21 protein-coding genes are annotated in these 22,210 nt (G+C 47.0%); 15 read left to right on the plus strand and 6 right to left on the minus strand.

Going from position 1 to position 22,210, the window contains the following annotated elements; all coding sequences use genetic code 11:
• Nucleotides 1–338: 338 nt before the first annotated feature.
• Entirely contained in the window at nucleotides 339–1,625 is a 1,287-nt protein-coding gene (locus ABY436_RS11420; protein ID WP_372739100.1) for a uracil-xanthine permease family protein, read from the minus strand.
• Nucleotides 1,626–1,794: 169 nt separating this feature from the next.
• Nucleotides 1,795–2,421 (minus strand): uracil phosphoribosyltransferase, encoded by a 627-nt coding sequence (gene upp, locus ABY436_RS11425; protein ID WP_372739101.1) that lies wholly within the window; start codon nucleotides 2,419–2,421, stop codon nucleotides 1,795–1,797.
• Nucleotides 2,422–2,615: 194 nt separating this feature from the next.
• Here upp and ABY436_RS11430 point away from each other — a divergent pair, with 194 nt between their 5' ends.
• Entirely contained in the window at nucleotides 2,616–3,188 is a 573-nt protein-coding gene (locus ABY436_RS11430) for a hypoxanthine-guanine phosphoribosyltransferase (protein WP_372739102.1), read from the plus strand.
• 108 nt (nucleotides 3,189–3,296) lie between these two features.
• On the opposite strand, the gene ABY436_RS11435 is transcribed toward ABY436_RS11430, so the two are convergent.
• Together ABY436_RS11435 and ABY436_RS11440 are read right to left on the minus strand one after the other, a co-directional pair.
• Nucleotides 3,297–4,061 carry a ParA family protein gene (locus tag ABY436_RS11435; protein ID WP_372739103.1) on the minus strand — a complete coding sequence of 255 codons (765 nt, stop codon included), beginning with the start codon at nucleotides 4,059–4,061 and terminating at the stop codon, nucleotides 3,297–3,299.
• A gap of 16 nt (nucleotides 4,062–4,077) precedes the next feature.
• Nucleotides 4,078–5,106, minus strand: coding sequence for a DUF2333 family protein (locus ABY436_RS11440; protein ID WP_372739104.1), 1,029 nt, complete (start codon nucleotides 5,104–5,106; stop codon nucleotides 4,078–4,080).
• Nucleotides 5,107–5,405: 299 nt separating this feature from the next.
• On the opposite strand from ABY436_RS11440, the gene aroQ reads away from it, so the two are divergent.
• The 10 genes from aroQ (at nucleotide 5,406) to ABY436_RS11490 (ending at nucleotide 15,761) form a co-directional block, all read left to right on the plus strand.
• Nucleotides 5,406–5,849 carry a type II 3-dehydroquinate dehydratase gene (aroQ, locus tag ABY436_RS11445; protein ID WP_372739105.1) on the plus strand — a complete coding sequence of 148 codons (444 nt, stop codon included), beginning with the start codon at nucleotides 5,406–5,408 and terminating at the stop codon, nucleotides 5,847–5,849.
• Between the two features lie 57 nt (nucleotides 5,850–5,906).
• Nucleotides 5,907–6,374 carry an acetyl-CoA carboxylase biotin carboxyl carrier protein gene (gene accB / locus ABY436_RS11450; RefSeq protein WP_372739106.1) on the plus strand — a complete coding sequence of 156 codons (468 nt, stop codon included), beginning with the start codon at nucleotides 5,907–5,909 and terminating at the stop codon, nucleotides 6,372–6,374.
• A gap of 32 nt (nucleotides 6,375–6,406) precedes the next feature.
• Entirely contained in the window at nucleotides 6,407–7,747 is a 1,341-nt protein-coding gene (accC, locus tag ABY436_RS11455) for an acetyl-CoA carboxylase biotin carboxylase subunit (RefSeq protein ID WP_372739107.1), read from the plus strand.
• A gap of 107 nt (nucleotides 7,748–7,854) precedes the next feature.
• The gene (prmA, locus tag ABY436_RS11460; RefSeq protein ID WP_372739108.1) at nucleotides 7,855–8,748 is read left to right on the plus strand and encodes a 50S ribosomal protein L11 methyltransferase; all 894 of its coding nucleotides are present in this window, start codon (nucleotides 7,855–7,857) and stop codon (nucleotides 8,746–8,748) included.
• The gene (locus ABY436_RS11465) at nucleotides 8,718–9,650 is read left to right on the plus strand and encodes a DUF3426 domain-containing protein (RefSeq protein ID WP_372739109.1); all 933 of its coding nucleotides are present in this window, start codon (nucleotides 8,718–8,720) and stop codon (nucleotides 9,648–9,650) included. Before prmA ends, ABY436_RS11465 begins: the two co-directional genes overlap by 31 nt.
• A gap of 158 nt (nucleotides 9,651–9,808) precedes the next feature.
• Nucleotides 9,809–10,795 (plus strand): tRNA dihydrouridine synthase DusB, encoded by a 987-nt coding sequence (gene dusB, locus ABY436_RS11470; protein WP_372739110.1) that lies wholly within the window; start codon nucleotides 9,809–9,811, stop codon nucleotides 10,793–10,795.
• 32 nt (nucleotides 10,796–10,827) lie between these two features.
• On the plus strand, nucleotides 10,828–11,115 hold the full coding sequence (gene fis / locus ABY436_RS11475) for a DNA-binding transcriptional regulator Fis (protein WP_280522151.1): 288 nt from the start codon (nucleotides 10,828–10,830) through the stop codon (nucleotides 11,113–11,115).
• 32 nt (nucleotides 11,116–11,147) lie between these two features.
• The gene (gene purH, locus ABY436_RS11480; RefSeq protein WP_372739111.1) at nucleotides 11,148–12,734 is read left to right on the plus strand and encodes a bifunctional phosphoribosylaminoimidazolecarboxamide formyltransferase/IMP cyclohydrolase; all 1,587 of its coding nucleotides are present in this window, start codon (nucleotides 11,148–11,150) and stop codon (nucleotides 12,732–12,734) included.
• 58 nt (nucleotides 12,735–12,792) lie between these two features.
• Nucleotides 12,793–14,076: a phosphoribosylamine--glycine ligase gene (gene purD, locus ABY436_RS11485; RefSeq protein ID WP_372739112.1), complete on the plus strand. Its 1,284-nt coding sequence runs from the start codon at nucleotides 12,793–12,795 to the stop codon at nucleotides 14,074–14,076.
• A gap of 311 nt (nucleotides 14,077–14,387) precedes the next feature.
• Nucleotides 14,388–15,761 carry a tetratricopeptide repeat protein gene (locus ABY436_RS11490; protein ID WP_372739113.1) on the plus strand — a complete coding sequence of 458 codons (1,374 nt, stop codon included), beginning with the start codon at nucleotides 14,388–14,390 and terminating at the stop codon, nucleotides 15,759–15,761.
• A gap of 4 nt (nucleotides 15,762–15,765) precedes the next feature.
• On the opposite strand, the gene ABY436_RS11495 is transcribed toward ABY436_RS11490, so the two are convergent.
• On the minus strand, nucleotides 15,766–17,043 hold the full coding sequence (locus ABY436_RS11495; RefSeq protein ID WP_372739114.1) for a hypothetical protein: 1,278 nt from the start codon (nucleotides 17,041–17,043) through the stop codon (nucleotides 15,766–15,768).
• Nucleotides 17,044–17,088: 45 nt separating this feature from the next.
• Nucleotides 17,089–18,285, minus strand: a complete 1,197-nt coding sequence (locus ABY436_RS11500; RefSeq protein WP_372739115.1) for a murein L,D-transpeptidase family protein — start codon at nucleotides 18,283–18,285, stop codon at nucleotides 17,089–17,091.
• Nucleotides 18,286–18,684: 399 nt separating this feature from the next.
• Between ABY436_RS11500 and ABY436_RS11505 the strand changes: the two genes are divergently transcribed.
• The 4 genes from ABY436_RS11505 to ABY436_RS11520 form a co-directional block, all read left to right on the plus strand.
• Nucleotides 18,685–19,743 (plus strand): Leu/Phe/Val dehydrogenase, encoded by a 1,059-nt coding sequence (locus tag ABY436_RS11505; protein WP_372739116.1) that lies wholly within the window; start codon nucleotides 18,685–18,687, stop codon nucleotides 19,741–19,743.
• Nucleotides 19,740–20,846: a pyruvate dehydrogenase (acetyl-transferring) E1 component subunit alpha gene (gene pdhA / locus ABY436_RS11510; RefSeq protein ID WP_372739117.1), complete on the plus strand. Its 1,107-nt coding sequence runs from the start codon at nucleotides 19,740–19,742 to the stop codon at nucleotides 20,844–20,846. The genes ABY436_RS11505 and pdhA overlap by 4 nt, the downstream gene beginning before the upstream one ends.
• Nucleotides 20,843–21,832 carry an alpha-ketoacid dehydrogenase subunit beta gene (locus ABY436_RS11515; RefSeq protein WP_372739118.1) on the plus strand — a complete coding sequence of 330 codons (990 nt, stop codon included), beginning with the start codon at nucleotides 20,843–20,845 and terminating at the stop codon, nucleotides 21,830–21,832. Before pdhA ends, ABY436_RS11515 begins: the two co-directional genes overlap by 4 nt.
• A 91-nt stretch (nucleotides 21,833–21,923) precedes the next feature.
• Nucleotides 21,924–22,210, plus strand: a 287-nt coding sequence (locus ABY436_RS11520) for a biotin/lipoyl-containing protein (RefSeq protein WP_372739119.1), incomplete at its 3' end; no start/stop codon positions are given.

A 22,210-nucleotide genomic window follows, 5' to 3' on the forward strand; every position in this document is an offset into this window, starting at 1 on the left:
GTCCGCAGAAGGATAATGTGACGAATAGACAGGCACATCACCCGAGGCAACGCCCAAAAGCGTCCCGAACTTTGAAGCGATAGGCTGAGTTTCAGATTTCATTGCTGTAATGTTCCTGCTGGAATAAAAAATCAGTGTGTTGTGAAAAAGCTGTTGTTGAAAAAGTGGCCGGCATTATCGGGCGATAATGGCGTAAAGATAAGCGCAGCATATGCCCAGAAAAAAGTCTCTGCAATAGCATTTCAAAATATATTTCGCCTTATTTTTGGGTCTTAAAACGCCTCTCTTTGGGCATAAAAAAACCCTGCCAAAGCAGGGTTTTTCTAACATCGAAAAACTTAACGGGTATGTTCTATTAAGTCATCAATCACCGCTTGTTCTTCATGCAGATCATCACATTCCGGCTGCTCTTTGGGTAAAATCAAGTTGAGCAAAATAGCAACCACACCACACAGGCTGATCCCCTGAAGATTGAAATCATTGCCGCCAATCGCCATGCCGCCGATACCGAATATCAACACAGTAGCGACAATCACCAGATTACGCTGTTCTGCCAGATCGACACGCGCTTTGATGAGTGTATTCAAGCCTACTGCCGCAATAGAACCAAACAACAAAATCAAAATCCCACCCATGACCGGTGCCGGAATCGTTTGTAATGCGGCACCAAACTTAGCGACGAGCGCCATCGTCATAGCGATGCAAGCCGCCCAGATCATAACGATCGGATTGAAGGTTTTTGTCAGCATGACTGCGCCGGTAACTTCCGAATACGTCGTATTCGGTGGCCCACCCAACAGTGCCGCTGCAGACGTAGCCAAGCCGTCGCCAAACAGGGTGCGATGCAGCCCAGGGTTTTTTACGTAGTCTTTACCGGTAACATTACTAATGGCCAGCACGTCACCCACATGTTCAATGGCGGGGGCAATCGACACAGGGATCATAAAAAGAATGGCAGCCCAGTTAAGCGTAGGAGAAACAAACTCAGGAACAGCAAATAGCGGAGCTATCGTTACGGCATCAAAAGTCACCATCCCCATAAAGTAGGCGATGACGTAACCAACAATCACTCCGAATAAAATAGGAATGAGGCGGAAGATACCTTTTGCCAGAGTGGCCACCAGCAAGGTGGTCAATAAAGCACTCATCGACACTATCATGGCGTCCATATAAGGAAATATCACCATGCTACCATCGCCGGTTTTTCCCATCGCCATATTCACAGCAACCGGTGCCAGGCCCAAACCGATGACCATAATCACCGGACCTGTCACGACAGGCGGCATTAAATGGTGCAGAAAACCCACACCTTTCACTTTCACCAGAACACCCAGCAACATGTACACGATACCCGCAGCTAACAATGCCCCTAAGGTATCTGACATCCCCCAGGTTTGAACGCTATAGAGAATCGGGGCGATAAAGGCGAAAGATGAGGCGAGAAAAATAGGCACTTTGTTTTTGGTAACAAAATGAAATAGCAAGGTCCCAAGACCTGCCGTAAATAAAGCGACACTAGGATCCATCCCGGTCAAAAGTGGCATCAATACCAGCGCACCAAATGCGACAAACAACATTTGCGAGCCGGCTAACGCGCTCTTCCACAAGGGTTCATGTACGTTCATTTCTATCCCATTTATTATCTAACGAGACCTTTGCCCGATTGCTCCTTTGTCTTCTGGCGTTGTTAAAAACGTACTCAATCGGTCATTTATAAACATAAACTCCCTCATTCCGTGCGTTTTCGCCTTGCCAGCAAACAAAATTCCGGCTCGTGCAAAGACCTCTTAACGGTTATTTGGTGCCGAAAATTTTATCGCCCGCATCACCCAAGCCAGGAATAATGTAACCATTTTCATTCAAGTGGCTATCAATCGAAGCGGTATAAATATCTACATCCGGATGCGCAGCCTGTACCTTTGCAATGCCTTCCGGGGCAGCAACTAAAACAAGTGCCCGAATACTAGTACATCCCGCTGCTTTTAGCATATCAATGGTGGCGATCATCGAGCCGCCTGTCGCCAGCATTGGGTCAACGATTAGCGCCATACGCTCTTCAATATCATGCGCTAACTTTTCAAAATAAGGCACAGGCTCCAATGTTTCCTCATCACGATATAGCCCGACGACACTAATTTTTGCACTGGGTACCAGATCCAATACGCCATCTAACATGCCAATACCGGCGCGCAAAATAGGCACTACCGTGAATTTTTTCCCTTTAATCTGCTCCCCTTTAATCGGACCACACCATCCCTCAATATCGTATTCTTCAAGTTCGAGGTCCTTTGTTGCTTCATAAGTCAAAAGAGCGCCAACTTCTGCTGCTAACTGTCGAAAACTTCGGGTACTGACGGATGAAACGCGCATTAAACTTAATTTGTGACGCACTAACGGGTGTTTTATCTCGAGGACGCTCATAATTTTTTCTCACTATTCGATGCGCTTCCAGGCATCTTGATCTATTCGTTATCCTTAGGTCGAAAGAGTAACGAAACCCGACTCTAATGTCATGAATTGATCTGTCAAACTTGCCCTTTTTCGCCTTGATCAGTATGTTTATGCTCTTGCATTCTTACTTATTGAACAATCAACTTCCTTCTGAGAAGCCGCCCGTGATTAACAGCACGCCTAACACCGACCTTGAACATATCAAAAAAATTTACAGCGAAGCTGATCTACTCTTCAGTGAAACTGACGTTGAAGCAGCCATCGAGCAGATGGCTGAAGAGATCACTGAGTCATTAGCCGAACGAAATCCAGTAATTTTTACGGTGATGAATGGCGGACTGGTGATTGGCGGAAAATTACTGACAAAACTTAATTTTCCGCTCGAAGCCAGCTATATGCATGCCACACGATATCGCAACGGCACATCGGGCCATGAGCTGGAGTGGAAAGTGGCGCCGATGATCGATTTTAACGGCCGCCCGGTTCTGATTATTGATGACATTCTGGATGAAGGACACACGTTGGCCGAAATTATCGACTATTGCCGCAAAAACGGTGCGACCGACGTACATTCTGCTGTGCTGGTAAATAAACTGCATAGCCGAAAAGCACGCCAGGACCTGAAAGCCGATTTTGTCGGACTTGAAGTTGAAGACCGTTACATCTTCGGTTTCGGAATGGATTATCATGGCTACTGGCGCAATGCGCCTGGGATATTTGCAGTCAAGGGGATGTAATAGGCGTTTTTTTATCAGCGCTACTCATGCATATCAATCATCTATAAGTACCCGACAATAAAAAACGGAGCATAGGCTCCGTTTTTTATTGTGCATGCATAATGTTATCTATGGATGCAACTCATTAAACAGGTTTATAAATTCCTGCGTCAACTTATGCTTGGGTGCATAGTGAACCAAAGGTATCGATACGTTATGCGATTCACGCATTTTCACTGATGCAGAGATCTTGGAATTAAGCACAGGCAGGTTTTCGGCCTGCAGCGCTTCCACCATTTGTCTCGGCAATGAGGCTCTTGGCTGAAACTGATTAACCACTATCCCTTCAACTTCGAGCGCAGCGTTATGATCCATGCGCGTTTCGTTGACATTATCCAGTAATGAATAAAGTGCATGACGTGCAAACTCATCACAATCAAAAGGAATCAGGCAACGCTCAGCAGCGACCAGGGCCGATAAGGTAAAGAAGTTAAACGCAGGCGGTGTATCAATATAAATAGCATCAAAGTGTGTCAATTTTTCAACGGCTTCTTTCAACTTATAAATCTTGTGCTTTGTTTCCAGCTTGGTTTGCAGATCCGCCACATCTCGATTGGCAGGAATCAGAAACAGATTGTCATAAGGGGTCTCATGAATAAACGCGTCTGCTCCCTGTGGTTTCAGTTGAAAAGATAATGTTTGCTCAAAAAAAGCTTTAACATCCTGTGTTAACTCATCGCTCCCGGCACCATAAATGTACTGCGTTGAGTTGCACTGCGGGTCCAGATCAATCACTAATGTTTTCAGACCTTTCGCCGCACTGATAGCCGCTAAATTCGATGTGATACTCGACTTGCCGACACCACCTTTCTGATTAAAAACCACACGTATCATCAGTTTTTCCTTATTATTATCCCTGAGCCAGCAATTCACGCAGATCTATAATGGCAGCGTTAGCACGCGATATATAAGATGCCATTACCAATGAGTGGTTCGCCAGAAGACCAAATTCGTTACCATTGAGAATTACCGGGCTCCAGATAGTGCCCTGTGTTGACTCGAGTTCACGCACGATCTGCAACAAACTCACCCGGGCATTTTTCTTTTCTAACGCGGGTCCGAAATCCTGCTCTATTCCTTTTAACAATTGAATCAGCGCCCAGGCGGTACCACGCGCTTCGTAAAACACATCATCCAATTCAAACCATGAGGTTTTTACCTCCATGTCCTGCTTAGAAGAGGTCGACTGCTGCGCAGACTGCTCACCTGCGAGGTCTGTATTCAATCGTTTTTGTCCAACACTCGCGCTCAGCCTCTGTGACAGACTACCTAAACGGGTGCTGACATCAGCCAACCAGTTATTAAGATTATCGGCACGGGCATAAAACTGCGCGTCCGGCTGACTCGGATCTTGCAGGCGCCCATAGTAGCTGTACAGCCCTTTTAGCGCTTTTCTGTATTCAGTTTCCGTCGCAGGAAATAACCAGCTGTTATTATTAAAATTAAGCATAGGCTCAGCAGGTGCCAGATCAGCGTCTTCGGTAGATTGTGACTGAGAGCGACTGAAATCTTTACGCATCGCCCGGGCCATATCACGCGCCTGAACAAGCACACCAAATTCCCAGTTCGGTATATTATCAAGCCATACGCCCGGAGGCGTACGATCATTGCTCAGATAACCACCCGGTTTTTCTAATAATGTCTGTACAATACTGATCAGCGCACCTGTCGTTCCTACACCGACAACACTCTTATCAGTGGTCTGCTCAATGCGCACCTCAACAGGATCCGGCTCCCAGCTCCAATAAACGCCAATAGCCCCCGCTACCAACAGATAAAGCACCGCTATCAAAAAAATCCCCTGGACGATCCGCCCTCCCCCTATTTTTGCGGAGAGAGCGTCCCAAAAGGTCAACCAGATCTGCTGTAACTTATCCAAAAATCATCCCTCTGTTAATCAGAAACCGTAAACTTTCTGTGCTGCGCCGCACTATTACTCATTTAGACACTATAATCAATAAGGCGTATGAGGTAGACAGAATCCAAAAGACTTCTGTTAATCTCGCCTTAACCTACGAGCTTACAACGCCCCAGAGAAATAGAATAGTGACGAACGTCGCCTAACGGCTGCCATCCTGCAAATAAATCACCATTTTCTGGACAGCCTTATTCCTTTCATGCAAACTATCTCGCAAGTTTACTGTCATCATGAACCCACTGCAGACGAGGCATTTATAAATGTCCAGATTTCTACTCCTAAACGGGCCCAATCTGAATTTATTGGGCAGCCGCGAACCTGAAGTTTATGGTTCAACGACGCTTCAGGAAGTCGAACTGGATTTGCGGCAAAATGCATTACTGGCCGGCCATGAGCTTGATTTTTTTCAAAGCAATGCCGAGTCAGCACTCATTGATCGGATTCATCAGGCACGCGAAGACAAGGTTGACTTCATTATTATAAATCCGGCCGCATACACTCATACCAGTGTCGCGATCAGAGATGCCTTACTGGGCGTTAGCATCCCCTTTATTGAAGTTCACCTGTCTAATGTTCATGCTCGTGAAACTTTCCGACATCACTCTTATCTATCAGATATCGCCAAAGGCGTGATTTGTGGTTTGGGAGTTGATGGCTATAATTATGCGCTAAGTTCTGCAATTAAGCTGACAAAAAACACCTGAACCCAAACTAAAAGCGAAATTTGTATCTCGCTTTTACATTGAGAGAATGAGAATAGAATGGACATCCGCAAAGTAAAAAAGCTGATTGAACTTCTGGAAGAATCCGATATTAACGAAATCGAAATTAAGGAAGGCGAAGAGTCGGTACGCATTAGCCGTGCATCCAGCGTTCAACCTCAATACGCTATGCCCTACCCTCCACAACAAGGATATGCTCCGGCACCCGCTCCTGCAGCTCCTGCAGCTCCGATTGCTGCGCCAGCAGCTCCAATAGCAGAAGCTAAACAGTCAGGTCATCTTGTCTGCTCACCTATGGTCGGTACTTTTTATCGCTCAGCATCTCCTAGCTCGCCAGCATTCATCGAAGTAGGCCAGCATGTTAAAGCAGGTGAAGTTATCTGTATCGTTGAAGCCATGAAAATGATGAACCAGATTGAAACTGATAAATCCGGCGTAATCGAAGCTATTTTGATTGAAGACGGTCAGCCTGTTGAATTTGACCAGCCGCTGGTTACCATTGTTTAACTGCCCGAATATCGCTAAAGGAACTTAACCAGATGCTGGATAAAGTTGTTATTGCCAACCGTGGCGAGATTGCTCTGCGCATTCTGAGAGCCTGTAAAGAACTAGGCATCAAAACCGTTGCTATCCATTCTCAGCCAGATCGCGACCTTATGCATGTACGACTGGCCGATCAGGCCGTTTGTATTGGCCCTGCGTCTTCAGCAAAAAGCTACCTGAACATCCCTGCTATCATCAGTGCTGCCGAAGTTACCGATGCTACCGCTATCCACCCTGGGTATGGATTCTTAGCAGAAAACGCTGCATTTGCAGATCAGGTAGAGCAATCAGGATTCGTATTTATCGGCCCGACTGGCGATGTCATACGCATGATGGGTGACAAGGTATCCGCTATTTCTGCCATGAAAACAGCGGGCGTACCTACTGTGCCGGGTTCTGACGGTGCACTACCGGACGATCCTGACAAGATCCACGCCATTGCTAAACGTATTGGCTACCCCGTCATTATCAAAGCAGCATCAGGCGGTGGCGGTCGCGGCATGCGAGTGGTGCATTCAGAAGCATCGCTTATTAGCTCTATACACGTGACTCAATCCGAAGCAGCCGCTGCATTTGGTGACCCTACTGTCTATATGGAAAAATATCTTGAAAATCCGCGCCACGTGGAAATCCAGGTATTAGCCGACGGTCAGGGCAACGCTATTCATCTTTATGATCGCGACTGTTCGATGCAGCGCCGCCACCAGAAAGTAGTTGAAGAAGCGCCGGCACCTCATATTGATCCGGAAGCTCGCCGCCAGGTTTTACAATCCTGCGTAGATGCCTGTATCAAAATTGGTTATCGCGGTGCGGGGACGTTTGAATTCCTATATGAGAATGGTGGATTTTACTTCATCGAAATGAACACTCGTGTTCAGGTGGAGCATCCGGTAACAGAGATGATTACCGGCGTCGATATCGTAAAAGAGCAACTGCGCATCGCCGCAGGCCTTCCGCTTTCTTATACGCAAGACGACATTGTCGCACGCGGACATTCATTTGAGTGCCGCATCAATGCTGAAGATGCTAAAACATTCCTGCCAAGCCCTGGTAAGGTCTTGCATTTTCATGCGCCGGGCGGAAATGGCGTGCGCGTTGATTCCCATTTGTATGATGGCTACACAGTACCGCCACATTACGACTCACTGATAGCAAAGCTCATTACATACGGTGAAGACCGGGAAACCGCTCTGGTGCGCATGAGAAATGCCTTAGATGAAATGCTGATTGAGGGCATTCGTACTAATATTGCCTTGCATCAGGATATTGTGCGTGACGCTAACTTTATTAAAGGCGGTATGAATATTCACTATCTTGAAAAGAAATTAGATCTGTAAATCATCTATTTTTATTATTAAAGCCCGCACAGCGGGCTTTTTAGTTCTCAGAAGGGAATTTTTCAGTAATACTTTAACCCAACTGTTCGATTAGGATTCTAGACACTATGCCGTGGCTTCAACTCAAAATGGAAATTAAACCTGAGTACTCCGATCAATTCGAGGATATTCTCCTAGCAGCCGGATGTGCAGCCGTCACTTATGAAGACAGTGCCGATCAGCCAATTTTTGAGCCCGACCTTGGCACAACCCCTCTTTGGCAACATACAACAATAACCGGCCTGTTTGCAGCAGAGCACGATGTAGTCCAAACAGAAAAATTTATTCGACAAGCACATAAGCAAATTTTTGATAACTCTCCTTTCCCGCCCTTCAAAGCCGAGATTCTGGAAGACAAAGACTGGGAACGGGAATGGATGAAAAACTACCATCCTATGCAGTTTGGTAAGCGCCTGTGGATCTGCCCTAGCTGGAGAGATGTCCCTGACCCCACTGCCGTCAACCTTATGCTTGATCCTGGCTTAGCCTTCGGTACGGGAACTCACCCAACAACGGCGCTTTGCCTGGAGTGGCTGGATAGCCAGGACCTGAACCAAAAGACGGTCACCGACTATGGTTGCGGATCAGGTATCTTAGGTATCGCAGCACTGCTTCTGGGTGCCTCACACGTTATCTCTGTAGACATCGACCCTCAAGCGCTTCAGGCAACACGCGATAACCTGCAGCGCAACTCGCTACCCGATAAACTAATGGATGTGTATTTTCCCGAAAACGCACCCGAAGTCGAAGTGGATGTGCTCGTTGCTAATATTCTTGCAGGCCCGCTGACCTCTCTGGCACCAATATTAGCCAAGCGTGTTCGCCAAGGCGGACTTATCGCATTATCCGGCTTACTCAAGCAACAAGCAGAAGAGCTTCAGAACACCTACGGTGAATGGTTTGATTTAGACCCGGTCACCGAGCGAGAAGAGTGGATTCGCATTACCGGCAGGAAGCGATGAATGGAAACTCCATAAATACCCGCTGCCCCGCGTGCCACACCGCTTTTAATGTCACAAACGGGCAACTCAAAGTAGCGGACGGACTGGTTCGCTGCGGTGGTTGCCTGCATGTATTCAACGCACAACAATCCGCAGACAATTCTTTATCTGGTAAAGCGTATACGCCCGAGCATGCCGCCACGCCAACGCCAACGATTGCTGAAAAGCAAGCACCGGCACCCGTGGCACCACCTGAAACGCGTCACCAGCCGCGACCGATTCAACAACGGGCAGCACGACATGTTCAACAGCCCGTCCGACAATCGACTCCGCGAGTAACGCAACTAACTCAACAACCAACCCAGCCGCTAACAACACAGCAGGCCATACAGCTGCCGCTCCTCAAAAACGACTTCGAATCACCCGACGAGACAGTGACCGAAAGTTCATTATCACGCTTTATCAGCCTTTCTTTCATCATCTGCCTGGTGGTTTTATGCATGACTCAAATCCTCTGGTTTCAAAAGGATAAGTGGATTCAGCAAGAACAGTTCAGACCGGCCTATAAAGCTTTTTACGCCCTCATTGATCAGCCCCTGCCCGCCAGGCGTTCACCCGACCTGATCATCAATAAGCAACTTATTATTCAACCGCATAAAGAGTTCGCAGATGCTATCAGGGTCTCTATCTTACTCGAGAACCAAGCTGATTTTTCACAACCCTTCCCGACGCTTCAACTGATATTCAGCGATCTGAAAGGCCGCACTACAGCGCAGCGCATCCTGACCGCCAGCGAATACATTAACACCCAGCTGTTCCCTCAGCAGCTGATGCCAAGCAAACAACCCATCCAGATACAATTAGACATGATGGCGCCCGGCCTCAGAGCTGTTGGCTACCATCTGAACTTGATTTCAAGCTAAAAAGCTAGTCGATTACAAAAATAAGATGGTCAAAAAATCATCAAAACGTCTTGGAGCATCAGCGGCTAATGGAGTATCATTACGCCCTTCCCTTGAACATCATGTCACTGTCCTTTATGGAGAGTGGTTAACTATTTTTCTGACGATTAAGGTCTGTCATGTTCAGTATCGGCACTTACAATATCGACAGCCGGGTGATACTAGCCCCGATGGCCGGTGTGACTGACCAACCCTTTCGACAACTATGTCGACGCTTGGGTGCAGGTCTTGTTGTGTCTGAAATGGTGACCGCGGATACCCGTTTGTGGAATAGCCGTAAATCATCCTTCCGCCTGAACCATGTAGGTGAAAATGAGCCGCGTTCCGTGCAAATAGCCGGCGGTGATCCACACATGATGGCGCAAGCTGCTCGCATGAATGCCGAGCGTGGCGCTCAGATCATCGATATTAATATGGGCTGCCCTGCAAAAAAAGTCTGCAACAAGGCTGCAGGTTCTGCTTTATTAAAAGATGAGCCGCTAGTACTTTCTATATTACAAGCGGTAGTCGCTGCAGTTGATATTCCGGTTACGTTGAAAATTCGTACCGGCTGGTCAACTGATCACAAGAATGCTGAAACCATTGCACGCATGGCTGAAGATACGGGTATTAAAGCACTGGCGATTCATGGACGTACCAGAGCATGCGGTTATAAGGGCGAGGCTGAATACGACACGATTGCTAACGTAAGAAAAATTATTGAGATCCCTTTATTTGCAAACGGCGATATTTCAACGCCCGAAAAAGCAAAAAAAGTCCTCGATTACACGGGCGCCGATGCTGTCATGATCGGCAGAACAGCTCAAGGGAACCCTTGGATTTTCAAGGAGATCGACCATTTTCTTCGCCATAATGAACGATTAGAGAAACCTTCACTGAACGAAGTCCGATATACACTTCTGTCTCACCTGGCCGCTCTACATCAATTTTATGGGGAATATTTAGGCGTAAGGATTGCACGCAAACATGTTGGCTGGTACTTGCATCACCAGCCAAAAGGCGTATCTTTCCGCGCTCACTTCAATCAACTGGAATCAGCAGTTGAACAGGTAGCCGCTATCGAGCAATATTTTATTCAAGCTCAATCAACAACTGCTGCTGCCTGATTCAAGTCAATGGGTATATAAGTACTGTGGATATTAAAGAAAACTCAACAATCGCTTTTACCAGGACCAACGAATCTCAGGAAGAGACACAGCATCAGACATTACGCGACAGTGTTCATACGTCGCTGGGACACTACTTTAAACAGTTAGATGGCCAGCCTGTTACTGATGTCTACCAAATGGTATTAGCCGAAATAGAAGCCCCATTATTCGAGACAGTAATGGCATACACCAAAGACAATCAGACGAAAGCCTCTGAATTATTGGGCCTTAACCGCGGCACTCTGCGCAAGAAGCTAAAACAATACGGCTTACTGTAATTTTTTCATTTTCAACGATAGTGACATTACCAATGGCTGAGCAAGACTACACTCCTATCCGTAGGGCACTCATCAGTGTCTCTGATAAAACAGGTATTATTGAATTTGCACGTGCTTTACAGGCACAGGGCGTAGAAATTCTCTCAACAGGCGGAACGTACAAGCTACTTTGCGACAATCAGATCCCTGCTGTTGAAGTATCTGACTACACTGGTTTTCCTGAAATGATGGACGGGCGTGTGAAAACGCTGCACCCAAAAGTTCACGGTGGTATTTTAGGCCGACGCGGAAAAGATGATGCCATCATGAACGAACACGGCATCGACCCGATCGACATGGTTATCGTCAATCTTTACCCATTTGAGACAACTATTGCACGTCCTGATTGCGATCTGGCTTTAGCCATTGAAAATATCGATATTGGCGGACCAACTATGGTTCGTTCAGCCGCCAAAAACCATAAAGATGTTGCTATCGTTGTTAATGCCGCCAGTTATGATGTGGTTCTGCAAGAACTGACTGCTAACAACGGCCTGTCTCTGAAAACCCGCTTTGATCTGGCGGTTCAGGCATTTGAGCACACGGCAGCCTACGATGGCATGATTGCCAACTATCTTGGCGCTATTGTAGAGAGCGATGATCCGGAAGATCCGGCTATTTTTCCGCGCACATTCAATACTCAGTTTATCAAAGCTCAGGATATGCGTTACGGTGAAAACCCGCATCAGCGTGCGGCTTTCTATATTGAAAGCAATCCATTTGAAGCGTCTGTTTCAACAGCACGCCAGCTTCAGGGTAAGGCATTATCCTATAATAATGTTGCCGACACGGATGCAGCATTAGAATGCGTCAAACCTTTCCGCGAGCCAGCGTGTGTTATTGTAAAACACGCCAATCCATGTGGTGTTGCTGTTGGTAATGACATTTTGTCGGCTTACAACCTGGCTTTTCAGACAGACCCGACATCCGCATTTGGCGGCATTATTGCCTTCAACCGTGAATTAGACGGCACAACCGCACAAGCTATTGTTGATCGCCAGTTTGTTGAAGTTATCATTGCACCTAAAGTCACTCAGGAAGCATCCGACATCATTGCCGCCAAGCCTAATGTACGCTTACTGGCCTGTGGTGAATGGAGCACTGACCGCGCCCATGACTTTGACTTCAAACGCGTCAATGGCGGTCTGTTAGTTCAGGATCGCGACATGGGTATGGTCAATGCGTCTCAACTGAAAATAGTGACCAAGATCGCGCCTACCGAGCAAGAGATCCGTGACTTGCTGTTCTGCTGGGAGGTAGCCAAATTTGTTAAATCCAATGCTATCGTTTATGCCAAAAATGGCCAGACTATCGGCATAGGCGCTGGCCAGATGAGCCGCGTGTATAGCGCTAAAATCGCCGGAATTAAAGCGGCCGACGAAGGACTGGAAGTAAAAGGCTCTGTTATGGCGTCGGATGCATTCTTCCCATTCAGAGACGGTATAGACTCAGCCGCTGCAGCCGGTATCAAGGCCGTTATTCAGCCAGGTGGATCGATGCGCGACCAAGAAGTTATTGATGCAGCTAATGAACACGGCATGGCGATGGTCTTCACCGGCATGCGCCATTTCCGCCATTAATCGTTAACAGACAATGCAGCCTGCGGGCTGCATTTGTATTTTACAGAGTAGATTAAAGATGAAAGTGTTGATTATTGGTTCTGGCGGTCGTGAACATGCATTAGCGTGGTCCGCTGCAAAAGATAACCGTGTGAGCGATGTTTTTATTGCACCCGGTAATGCGGCTACGGCTCTTGAAGACAAAATGAGCAATGTTGCGATTGATGTTATGGACATTAATGGCTTAATCGGGTTTGCTCAACAGAACGCGGTTGACCTGACCATTGTCGGCCCCGAAGCTCCGTTAGTCGCCGGTGTGGTTGATCGGTTTCGTGATGCAGGCCTGGCTATTTTCGGCCCGACAGCCGCTGCAGCTCAACTTGAAGGCTCTAAAGCTTTCACCAAAGATTTTTTGGCGCGCCAACACATTCCGACAGGCTGGTATCAGAACTTTACAGAAATTGAACCTGCGCTGGCCTACGTTCGCGAGAAAGGCGCTCCCATTGTTGTAAAAGCTGATGGATTAGCGGCAGGCAAAGGCGTTATCGTTGCGATGACTCTGGAAGAAGCAGAATCAGCCATCCGCGATATGCTGGCAGGTAATGTTTTTGGCGATGCCGGCAGCCGCGTAGTTATTGAAGAGTTTCTCGATGGTGAAGAAGCCTCTTTCATCGTTATGGTTGATGGCGACAACGTGCTAAGCATGGCCACCAGCCAGGATCATAAACGCGCAGGCAATGCTGACACAGGCCCAAACACAGGTGGCATGGGTGCTTACTCTCCTGCCCCGGTGGTAACACCTGCCATTCATCAGCGCATTATGGATGAAGTGATCATGCCAACGGTTAACGGCATGAAAGCAGAGGGCAATGAGTACACAGGTTTCCTGTATGCCGGCCTGATGATCATGGCAGACGGCACACCTAAAGTAATTGAATACAACTGCCGCTTCGGTGATCCTGAAACACAACCCATTATGCTACGCCTGAAAAGCAGCATTGTTGAGTTGTGCCAGGCAGCCCTGGCCAAAACGCTCGATACAACGACTGCTGAGTGGGATACAAGATCAGCTGTTGGCGTGGTAATGGCCGCTGGCGGTTATCCTGGTGACTACAAAAAAGGGGATGTTATTTCTCTACCTGAGACTACTCCGGAAGGTACTAAGATCTTCCACGCGGGCACTCAGGAAGTTGATGGCAAGGTGGTCACGGCAGGCGGACGTGTATTGTGTGTTACCGCACTCGGTAATAGTGTGACAGAGGCACAACAACGCGCCTACCAGTTGCTTGAAAAAGTCAGTTGGAACAACGCCTATTTCAGAACCGATATCGCTTATCGGGCAATTGCCAGAGAGCAGTCATAATCCGTACCCATAAGGCCACTTTCGAGTGGCTTTTTATGCGCTGTATTGCTTTTCTTATTACACTCTTTGCTACGCCCGCTATTGTTAGTAGTCTATTAAGCCAGACTCACTTAAACATACTTAAACCTTAAATCTTAAACTTACATAAACTGACTTAACGTTACTTAAAGTTAGGTAAACTTTTGTACGCTACGCAAAAGTAGAATAATCAGGCTATAATTACCGACCTAATCCGATTAAACAGATATTTGTATTCTTCGGCAATGACACATAAAGTGATCGATTACATCAGCGGACAAAGACAGCGATTCATGGATATTAAACGTACCCCTATTGCCCTTATTATTGCGGCCACCGTAACCACCGGTTGCAGCGCAGACGGTCGTGAATCAAGTACCGAGTATTGTCGAAACGGTGGGTTCAGTACCGATTACACGTGCGAACAAAACCAACAGGTTCCGGACCGTAAAATGATTGATGTGAAGGCGCTGCCTTCTACTGATGAAGCATGGATGGAAGGTAAACTCGCTGAAATTAAGGCGTGGCTGCAACAAGAGCAAAGCCCATCAGATACAAAGGGAGGCCAGGCAGCCGCAGTCACCCCACAAGGTATTGCTGTCAGAAACCCATCAGCCACCGACCCAGAACTAATGCGCATTGAAACAATGTCGCGTGAAAACAATCATCGTGCAGCCATGTCTGCGGTTAACAGCTTTCTCGCCGCTAATCCCGACAGCCTCGAGGGCAAACTAACCAAGAGCCTTGTGCTGAATAATATGGGGCAATTTAATGAAGCCGAAGCACTTCTTAAAAACACCATTGGCCGATACCCCAACTCTCCGGAGCTGTACAATAACCTCGCTGTTTTATACTCAGAACAAGGGGACTACGGCCGCGCCATTGAGACCTTGCTGAAAGCTTTCAGCACTCACCCGACTTATGCACAAGTTCATCAGAACCTTCGTGAACTGTATGCGACCGTTGCTTCGCAGGCTTACAGCCGGGCCTTAGACCTGAATGAAAATAAAAATACACCTAAGCTAGTGATGTTACGCCGCACCTCTGACAATAATGCACCTGTGTTAAATTATCAGCCTAGTGCGCTTGTTTCAGATGACGCTCAACTGGCCGCAGCTACAGCGGCATCAACAACATTTAAAACACCGTCTACCGCCAAAGCCACTATCCAGCCTGTCGTAACGATGGCACAAGCCACGCCAAAAGCACCCGCTGTTGAAAAACCTGTGGTCGCAAAACCTGCGGTAGTAAAACTTCAAAACCTACAAGCTGTGATTGTTGAAGCATCAACTCCCACGCCGATAGCAACACCGGCAGATACAAAAATATTGGTTCAGGAAGCGGTCAGCCACGTCAACAACTGGGCCTCGGCCTGGGCTAAGCAGAATGTAGAAGGTTATTTGAACGCCTATGTTTCTGGCTTCCAACCCTTGAATGGCTTATCGAATACAGCATGGCAGGCTCAGCGTCAGCAACGCCTGACCAAACCAACATTTATTAAAGTATCACTTCGTAATATTAATACCACACTGATCGATGCAGATACGGCTAAAGTGACTTTTAACCAAACTTACCAATCCAATACATTTAAAGACACTTCAAAAAAGCAGATTTTGCTGACTCGCATTAACAATGCCTGGCGCATCAAAGAAGAACGCTCTCTGTAATCAGCTACTCCTGAGATAGCGGGCGAACTTCTTCATTAATTTCGCCCGCTATTTTCCAGGTGCCCGCTTCTTTCCTTAATACCAGCGTTTTTAACGTATCATCCTGATAACCTGCGGAACGATACAACTGCCAGAAAGTTGCGTGTAACTCTTTATTCAACTCTTTATTAAACTCTTTTTTTAACTCTCCTTCTGACTCTCCTTTTAACTCCCCTTCTGATCCACGCTTAACAGCCACCGGCCCGATTTCAATACTGATCCAAAGCGGCTTTTTAAGCCGGGCTGTTCGCCATATACGCCACTCCTTTGACGACATATATTTGTCGGCAGAATAGCCATAACTATACATTGAAAAATACTCATCAATATTCTGCTGCTGCCACGCGCGAGACCAACGTTCTATTAATGCTATTACGTCTGATTTTTCGCTTTGCGAAACAGACTCCATCTGACTGTCCGGCCTGTCTGTTTTTAGCGCATCTATTTCTGGCGTAACTATTTCCGGGGTATCTAAGTTTAGTACAGCCACTTTCAGCGTATCCATTTCAGCAGGAGCCTGAAGCGGCAGCGCTTCAACGGAACCACTCTGCGACCTACTCTGAGGCATTGCAGCCTGCAGCACGTCATCTGCACCGTCTGTTGTCACCAACGCTGATTTTTCTTGTGTCGCCAGATACCAGGTCGTTGCAATACTGGCTGCAGATAAGAGCAAGATAAGAAGATAACAAGTGTAAACTTTAAACCTACTGTGATTAAACGATCTGTGCTTAACAGACAGTGGCTCACCAATACGTTCATGTATTACATCCGCTAGCGGCGCAAATGATTTGTCTTGCCGTTTGTCATCAGAAACTTTTAATAGAATGCGGATCGCAAACTGCCCAGACCGGGATAAAGGGCGATAGCGCAGTAGCTGAGTCAGCTGCGGGTTTGGAATATCATCTCCTTCAACAAACACCCAAAGCACACCGCCCTTCTCGGCCCACACTCTGAGACTGTGTTGAAGATAGACATGATCAGCTGAAGGAAACCCAAGCGCGTCAGCCAATAGCTCAGCATAACCGGTAAACTGTTCTGTGGAGCTCCAGCGAACCAGCGGAGTATTAATAAGCAGTTCAACGTGCGCAACAATCGAAGCAGCCCGACGTCCGTCCAATTGAACAATGCCAAAGTCGGGTAACGCCTGCAGTAACCAGTTAGCACTGAGCAGATCTTTCTCAGGTAATGCCGAGGTCAGGCCAGTGAGGTGCGAGTTGTGTCTGAATATCTGTCCGGATGTCATTAATAACTCTTAGCACACAACTGTTTTGATATCAGGAACAGGTATTCAAGGGATTCCCCGGGAAGGGTCGCCCTCATAAGCTATTCTCCAATGTCCCTCTTCTTTCACCCAATACTGGCGTTTAATCGATTCACCTTGATAGCTATCGGATTGGTAATCCTGATTAAAGGTGGCGACCATCAAGTTGGGATCATTCGGGTATGTGAAAAGGCTAACATCTTTCAAACCCACTTTGATAAAGCGCTTACTCGCATTGACGCGTTGTTTGTATTCGGAAAAAGAGTTGAAGTCTCGCGAACCATCACGATATTGCTTAGAATAATTTGTAATATAGCGGCTGTGCTCCTGGCTCTCCCAGTCGACACGCCATTTTTCCACATATTGCTCAATCTCTTTCTGTTGCGCAACCCAGGACTGCTGATCGATCCATTTCATATTGCTGCCGATCAGCACCGGTGTATTTTTAATATTCACCAGCTTATCAAGATCAATAAAATCCGGATTAGTCAGAGAAATACAGCCCTCACTGGCTTTAGGAGGTCGGCTATAGGTATCGACTGGCGAACCATGCAGCCATATACCATTACCGGTATGGCCGTTACGTGAATCCCACACGTTAGGATAGTTGATCGGCAAAGCGCCTGAACCATAGCGCTCAGGGAGGCGCTCATCCAAAAAGCGATCCGTCACAAAGTACACGCCTAAAGGCGTTTTCAGGTCACCTTGTTTTCTCTTTTCTACACCACCACGACCATACGATGCATAAAAATCTTTGATTAGTACGGGCACCCCGTTACGATTTTCAAACACAAATAAACGAGAAAACTTTGCATCAACAACGATGACATACTGTTGGTCATCACTCATTTTGATCAGGCTTTGCGGTACATAACCGGGCACAGGCTTATCTTTACTGATCAGGATTCTGGCACGAGCCTCATCAATTAAACCATCGATCTCTTTTCTGCGTTGTTTTGTGTCACTGCCAATCTGCCCCAGAGGATTAGTTTGTGAGGCTAGTAAATCACCATAAACTAACTGAGCCAAACGAAAATCAGGACGTTTCTGTGTTAGTTCTTTGAATTGTGTTAATGCTGTATCAAATTGCTGTGCCGCCAATGACTCTAAGCCTTGTAACAGCAACTCTTCATTGCCCTCAGATATACCATAATCTGATGCGGCATGGAGTGAAAAAGAACTGCTTAAGAATACACTAAAGAGAACTGTTTTAAGCTTGCGCATGAATAACCCGAACCACTAAGGCCTGAAAAAAATTTATATATGTAATGTAGCACTCATACCCTGCAAAACGGAGCTTGTTTACATTTTATTTATCTCAATTGTACTTTATCAACAAGCATACTCAACCCTTCTTAACAATGAGTTTATTTTAAATATTTTTTTGTTTGCTTCAATGCACAAAAACAGCATAACACTTACCGACATAACACATAAAAAGCCTGTTTGAAGCACGTTTTCATAATCTGCTGCAATGCAGAATAAAATTTTCTCAACAAACTTAACTCGTAAAAACTGGCGGAACTTTCTGTCAATTTGTGTTATCCAGAATATAACTAATATTAAATGCAGCTGTATTAAACAAGCTCGTTTCCACAGTTAACAGCAGCGGAGGATCCCGTTATGTTTACCCAGATGGAATACCAAGGCACCTCAGACCTACATCTTTTCCATGATGCGGCAACGGGCTTAAAAGCCATTATCGCCATTCATTCAACAGCGCTGGGCGCTGCCATCGGCGGTTGTCGCTTTATTGAATACAATACAGACGACGATGCCATTCAGGACGCACTCAGGCTGGCAAAAGGGATGAGTTACAAGGCGGCCTTAGCAGGCTTACCTCACGGAGGCGGAAAGTCCGTCATTATTAAACCCCGACAACCTTTTGATCGCCGCGCACTCATGCTCGCTTTTGGCGAGTGTGTTCAGCAGTTACAAGGACGCTACATTACCGCGATGGACAGCGGCACCCTCACTACAGATATGGATGCTATTGCTGAAAAAACACAGTGGGTATCGTGCACATCCGCCGCAGGTGATCCGTCACCTTACACCTCACTCGGCGTTATTGAAGGCATTAAATCAGCGGTCAAATACCTTTTCGATAAAGACAACCTGGAAGGTATTCGTATTGCTATACAAGGTTTAGGGCATGTGGGTATGGCTGTCGCTTCGCATTTAACAATGGAAGGAGCACATCTGACGGTGACCGATACCAAAACGTCGCTGATAAAAACGGCCGTTGAAGAATACAAAGCTACTGCTGTCGCTCCTGATGATATATACGCAACCGATGTCGATATTTTCTGTCCCTGCGGTTTAGGCGGTGTGCTGAACAAAAACACCATCCCGCAGATAAAAGCGCAGATTATAGCGGGTTCAGCCAACAATCAATTACTCACGCCTGAAGATGGTTATGCACTGGATAGACGCCAGATTCTTTATGTGCCTGATTATGTCATTAACAGTGGCGGTCTTATTTTTGTAGCATTAGCACATGCCAATGAAGACCAACAGACGATTCATCATCAAGTCGCCAATATCGGGCAAACATTAACTCAGCTTTTCCGTACATCACAAACAAGCGCTATTCCCCCGTTCGCTTTAGCTAATCAACAAGCTGAATCTATCATCAGCGCAGCAGCATCTCACTCACGCGATGATAAGAGGGTCATCTCATGAATATTTCCTATGAAGGCCAGATTACTTTTTCTCAGTTCATTAATGAACATAGCCAGGTCATAACCCCCCTACCCGAATGGGCACAGGTAGATAAAACGCTGATCGAGTACTACAAACTAATGGTAATCGCCCGTCAGTTTGACAATAAGGCGATAGCGTTGCAGCGAACCGGGCAGTTAGGAACCTATGCCTCTTCTTCGGGTTGTGAAGCGATCGATGTGGTAACCGCCTCATTGATGTCAAAAGAAGACGTGCTTGTTCCGTATTATCGCAACCATGCGATGCAGATGATTCGTGGTATGAAGCTATCCGATATCTTACTCTACTGGGGCGGTGACGAACGCGGTAACAGTTCAGCAGCACAAGGAGAGGATCTGCCTAATTGCGTGCCAATCGCCACTCAATGCTTACATGCCTGTGGAATTGCCTCAGCGATAAAAATTCGCGACCAACAGCGCGCCACCGTCTGCATGCTGGGCGACGGGGCAACCTCAAAAGGCGATTTCCTGGAAGCTCTGAATGTTGCTGGCGTCTGGCAACTACCGGTTGTTTTCATTATCAACAATAATCAATGGGCGATTTCCGTACCAAGATCATTGCAATCTATCGCCCCGACACTTGCACAAAAAGCAATAGGTGCCGGTATCCGGGGCGAACAGGTGGATGGTAATGATGTTGTTGCCCTGCATCAAAGTGTTGAACAGGCATTACAGCGCGCACGAGATGACAAAGGGCCGACGTTAATTGAAGCGGTTAGTTATCGATTATCTGACCATACGACTGCAGACGACGCGACCCGCTATCGCTCTCCTGAAGCGTTAAAAAGCGGTTGGGAAAAAGAGCCCATCAAGCGTTTGCGTGACTATCTTCATGCGCAAGGCTGGTGGCAAGAAAAAAATGAAACAGAATGGCTTCAACAAGCGACTCAACAGATACAAGAAGCCGTCGATGAGTATTTGGATACCCCTGCCCAGCCGGTCAGCAGCATATTCGATTACCTGTATGCCGAACTCCCGGCGCAGCTGTCTAAACAACGGGATATAGCCGTCTCACATAGTCAAAACCAGGACCAGAAGCAAAATCACAAGGAGGCACAATCATGAAAAGCGAAGAAGCTATCTGTATGGTTGAGGCCATTAATCTGGCGTTACATCGTGCCATGCAGGACGATGCAGATGTGACCTTGCTCGGTGAAGACGTAGCAACTAATGGCGGGGTATTCCGTGCCACGGTTGGTCTCAAGGAAGCCTTTGGCATAAAGCGGGTTATGGATACGCCTTTAGCCGAAAATATGATTGCCGGTTTAAGTATAGGCATGGCCGTGCAAGGCTTAAAGCCGGTTGCTGAAATCCAGTTTATGGGATTTATCTTCCCTGCTATGGAACATATTGTTTGCCATGCCGCGCGAATGCGTAACCGAACCCGTGGCCGCCTCAGTTGCCCATTAGTGATTCGTGCACCCTATGGTGGCGGTATTCATGCACCAGAGCATCATTCAGAAAGCACTGAAGCATTATTTGCCCATATTCCCGGACTACGAGTCGTTACCCCTTCCTCTCCACAACGGGCATATGGCCTGTTATTGGCTGCTATTCAAAACCCTGATCCCGTTATTTTTCTGGAACCTAAACGTATTTACCGCAGTCAGAATCAGCACGTTGAGGATAATGGCAAAGCACTCCCCCTGGATACCTGTTTTACATTACGTGAAGGCAGCGACATCAGCTTAATCAGTTGGGGTTCAATGATTAAGGAAACACTGGAAGCCGCCAGTCAACTGGCCGACGAAGATATTCAATGTGAAGTGATTGATGTAGCAACACTGAACCCGCTTGATAGGGAAACCCTACTGGCCTCCGTTGGAAAAACCGGTCGCTGCGTGATTATTCATGAGGCTCCCATGACGTGTTCAGTTGGATCAGAAATTGCCAGTATACTGGCAACAGAAGCGTTACTTGATTTACGGGCACCGGTCGCACGTGTCGGCGGTTACGATACGGTCATGCCCTATTTCCGGCTGGAAGATCAGTATATGCCACACACGGATCAGATAATCGACGCCGTCAAACGTACGCTGGCATTCAATTAAAGGACTGAGCAACAGGACTGATCTAAAAAGCTGAGCTAACGTATGAAGTATAAGGCTGAGCGAAAGGGTGCTGATAAGGAGTTGTAATGATATGAAATATTTCAAACTACCGGACCTTGGAGAAGGGCTGCCTGAAGCAGATATTCTTGAATGGCACGTCAAAGAAGGCGATCATGTCGATGAAGATCAGTTACTGGTGTCTGTTGAAACAGCCAAAGCAGTGATCGATGTCCCCTCTCCACAAACCGGCATCATTGCGCATTTATTCGGCGCTGAAGGTGACACCGTACACACCGGGGAGCCGCTGGTCGAATTTGTTACCGATGAAGAAGAGGACAGTGGCACCGTGGTAGGATCTCTGAGTAAAGCCGATACCAC

The organism is Neptunomonas sp., from assembly GCF_041601355.1.
Classification (GTDB): Bacteria; Pseudomonadota; Gammaproteobacteria; order Pseudomonadales; family Balneatricaceae; genus Neptunomonas.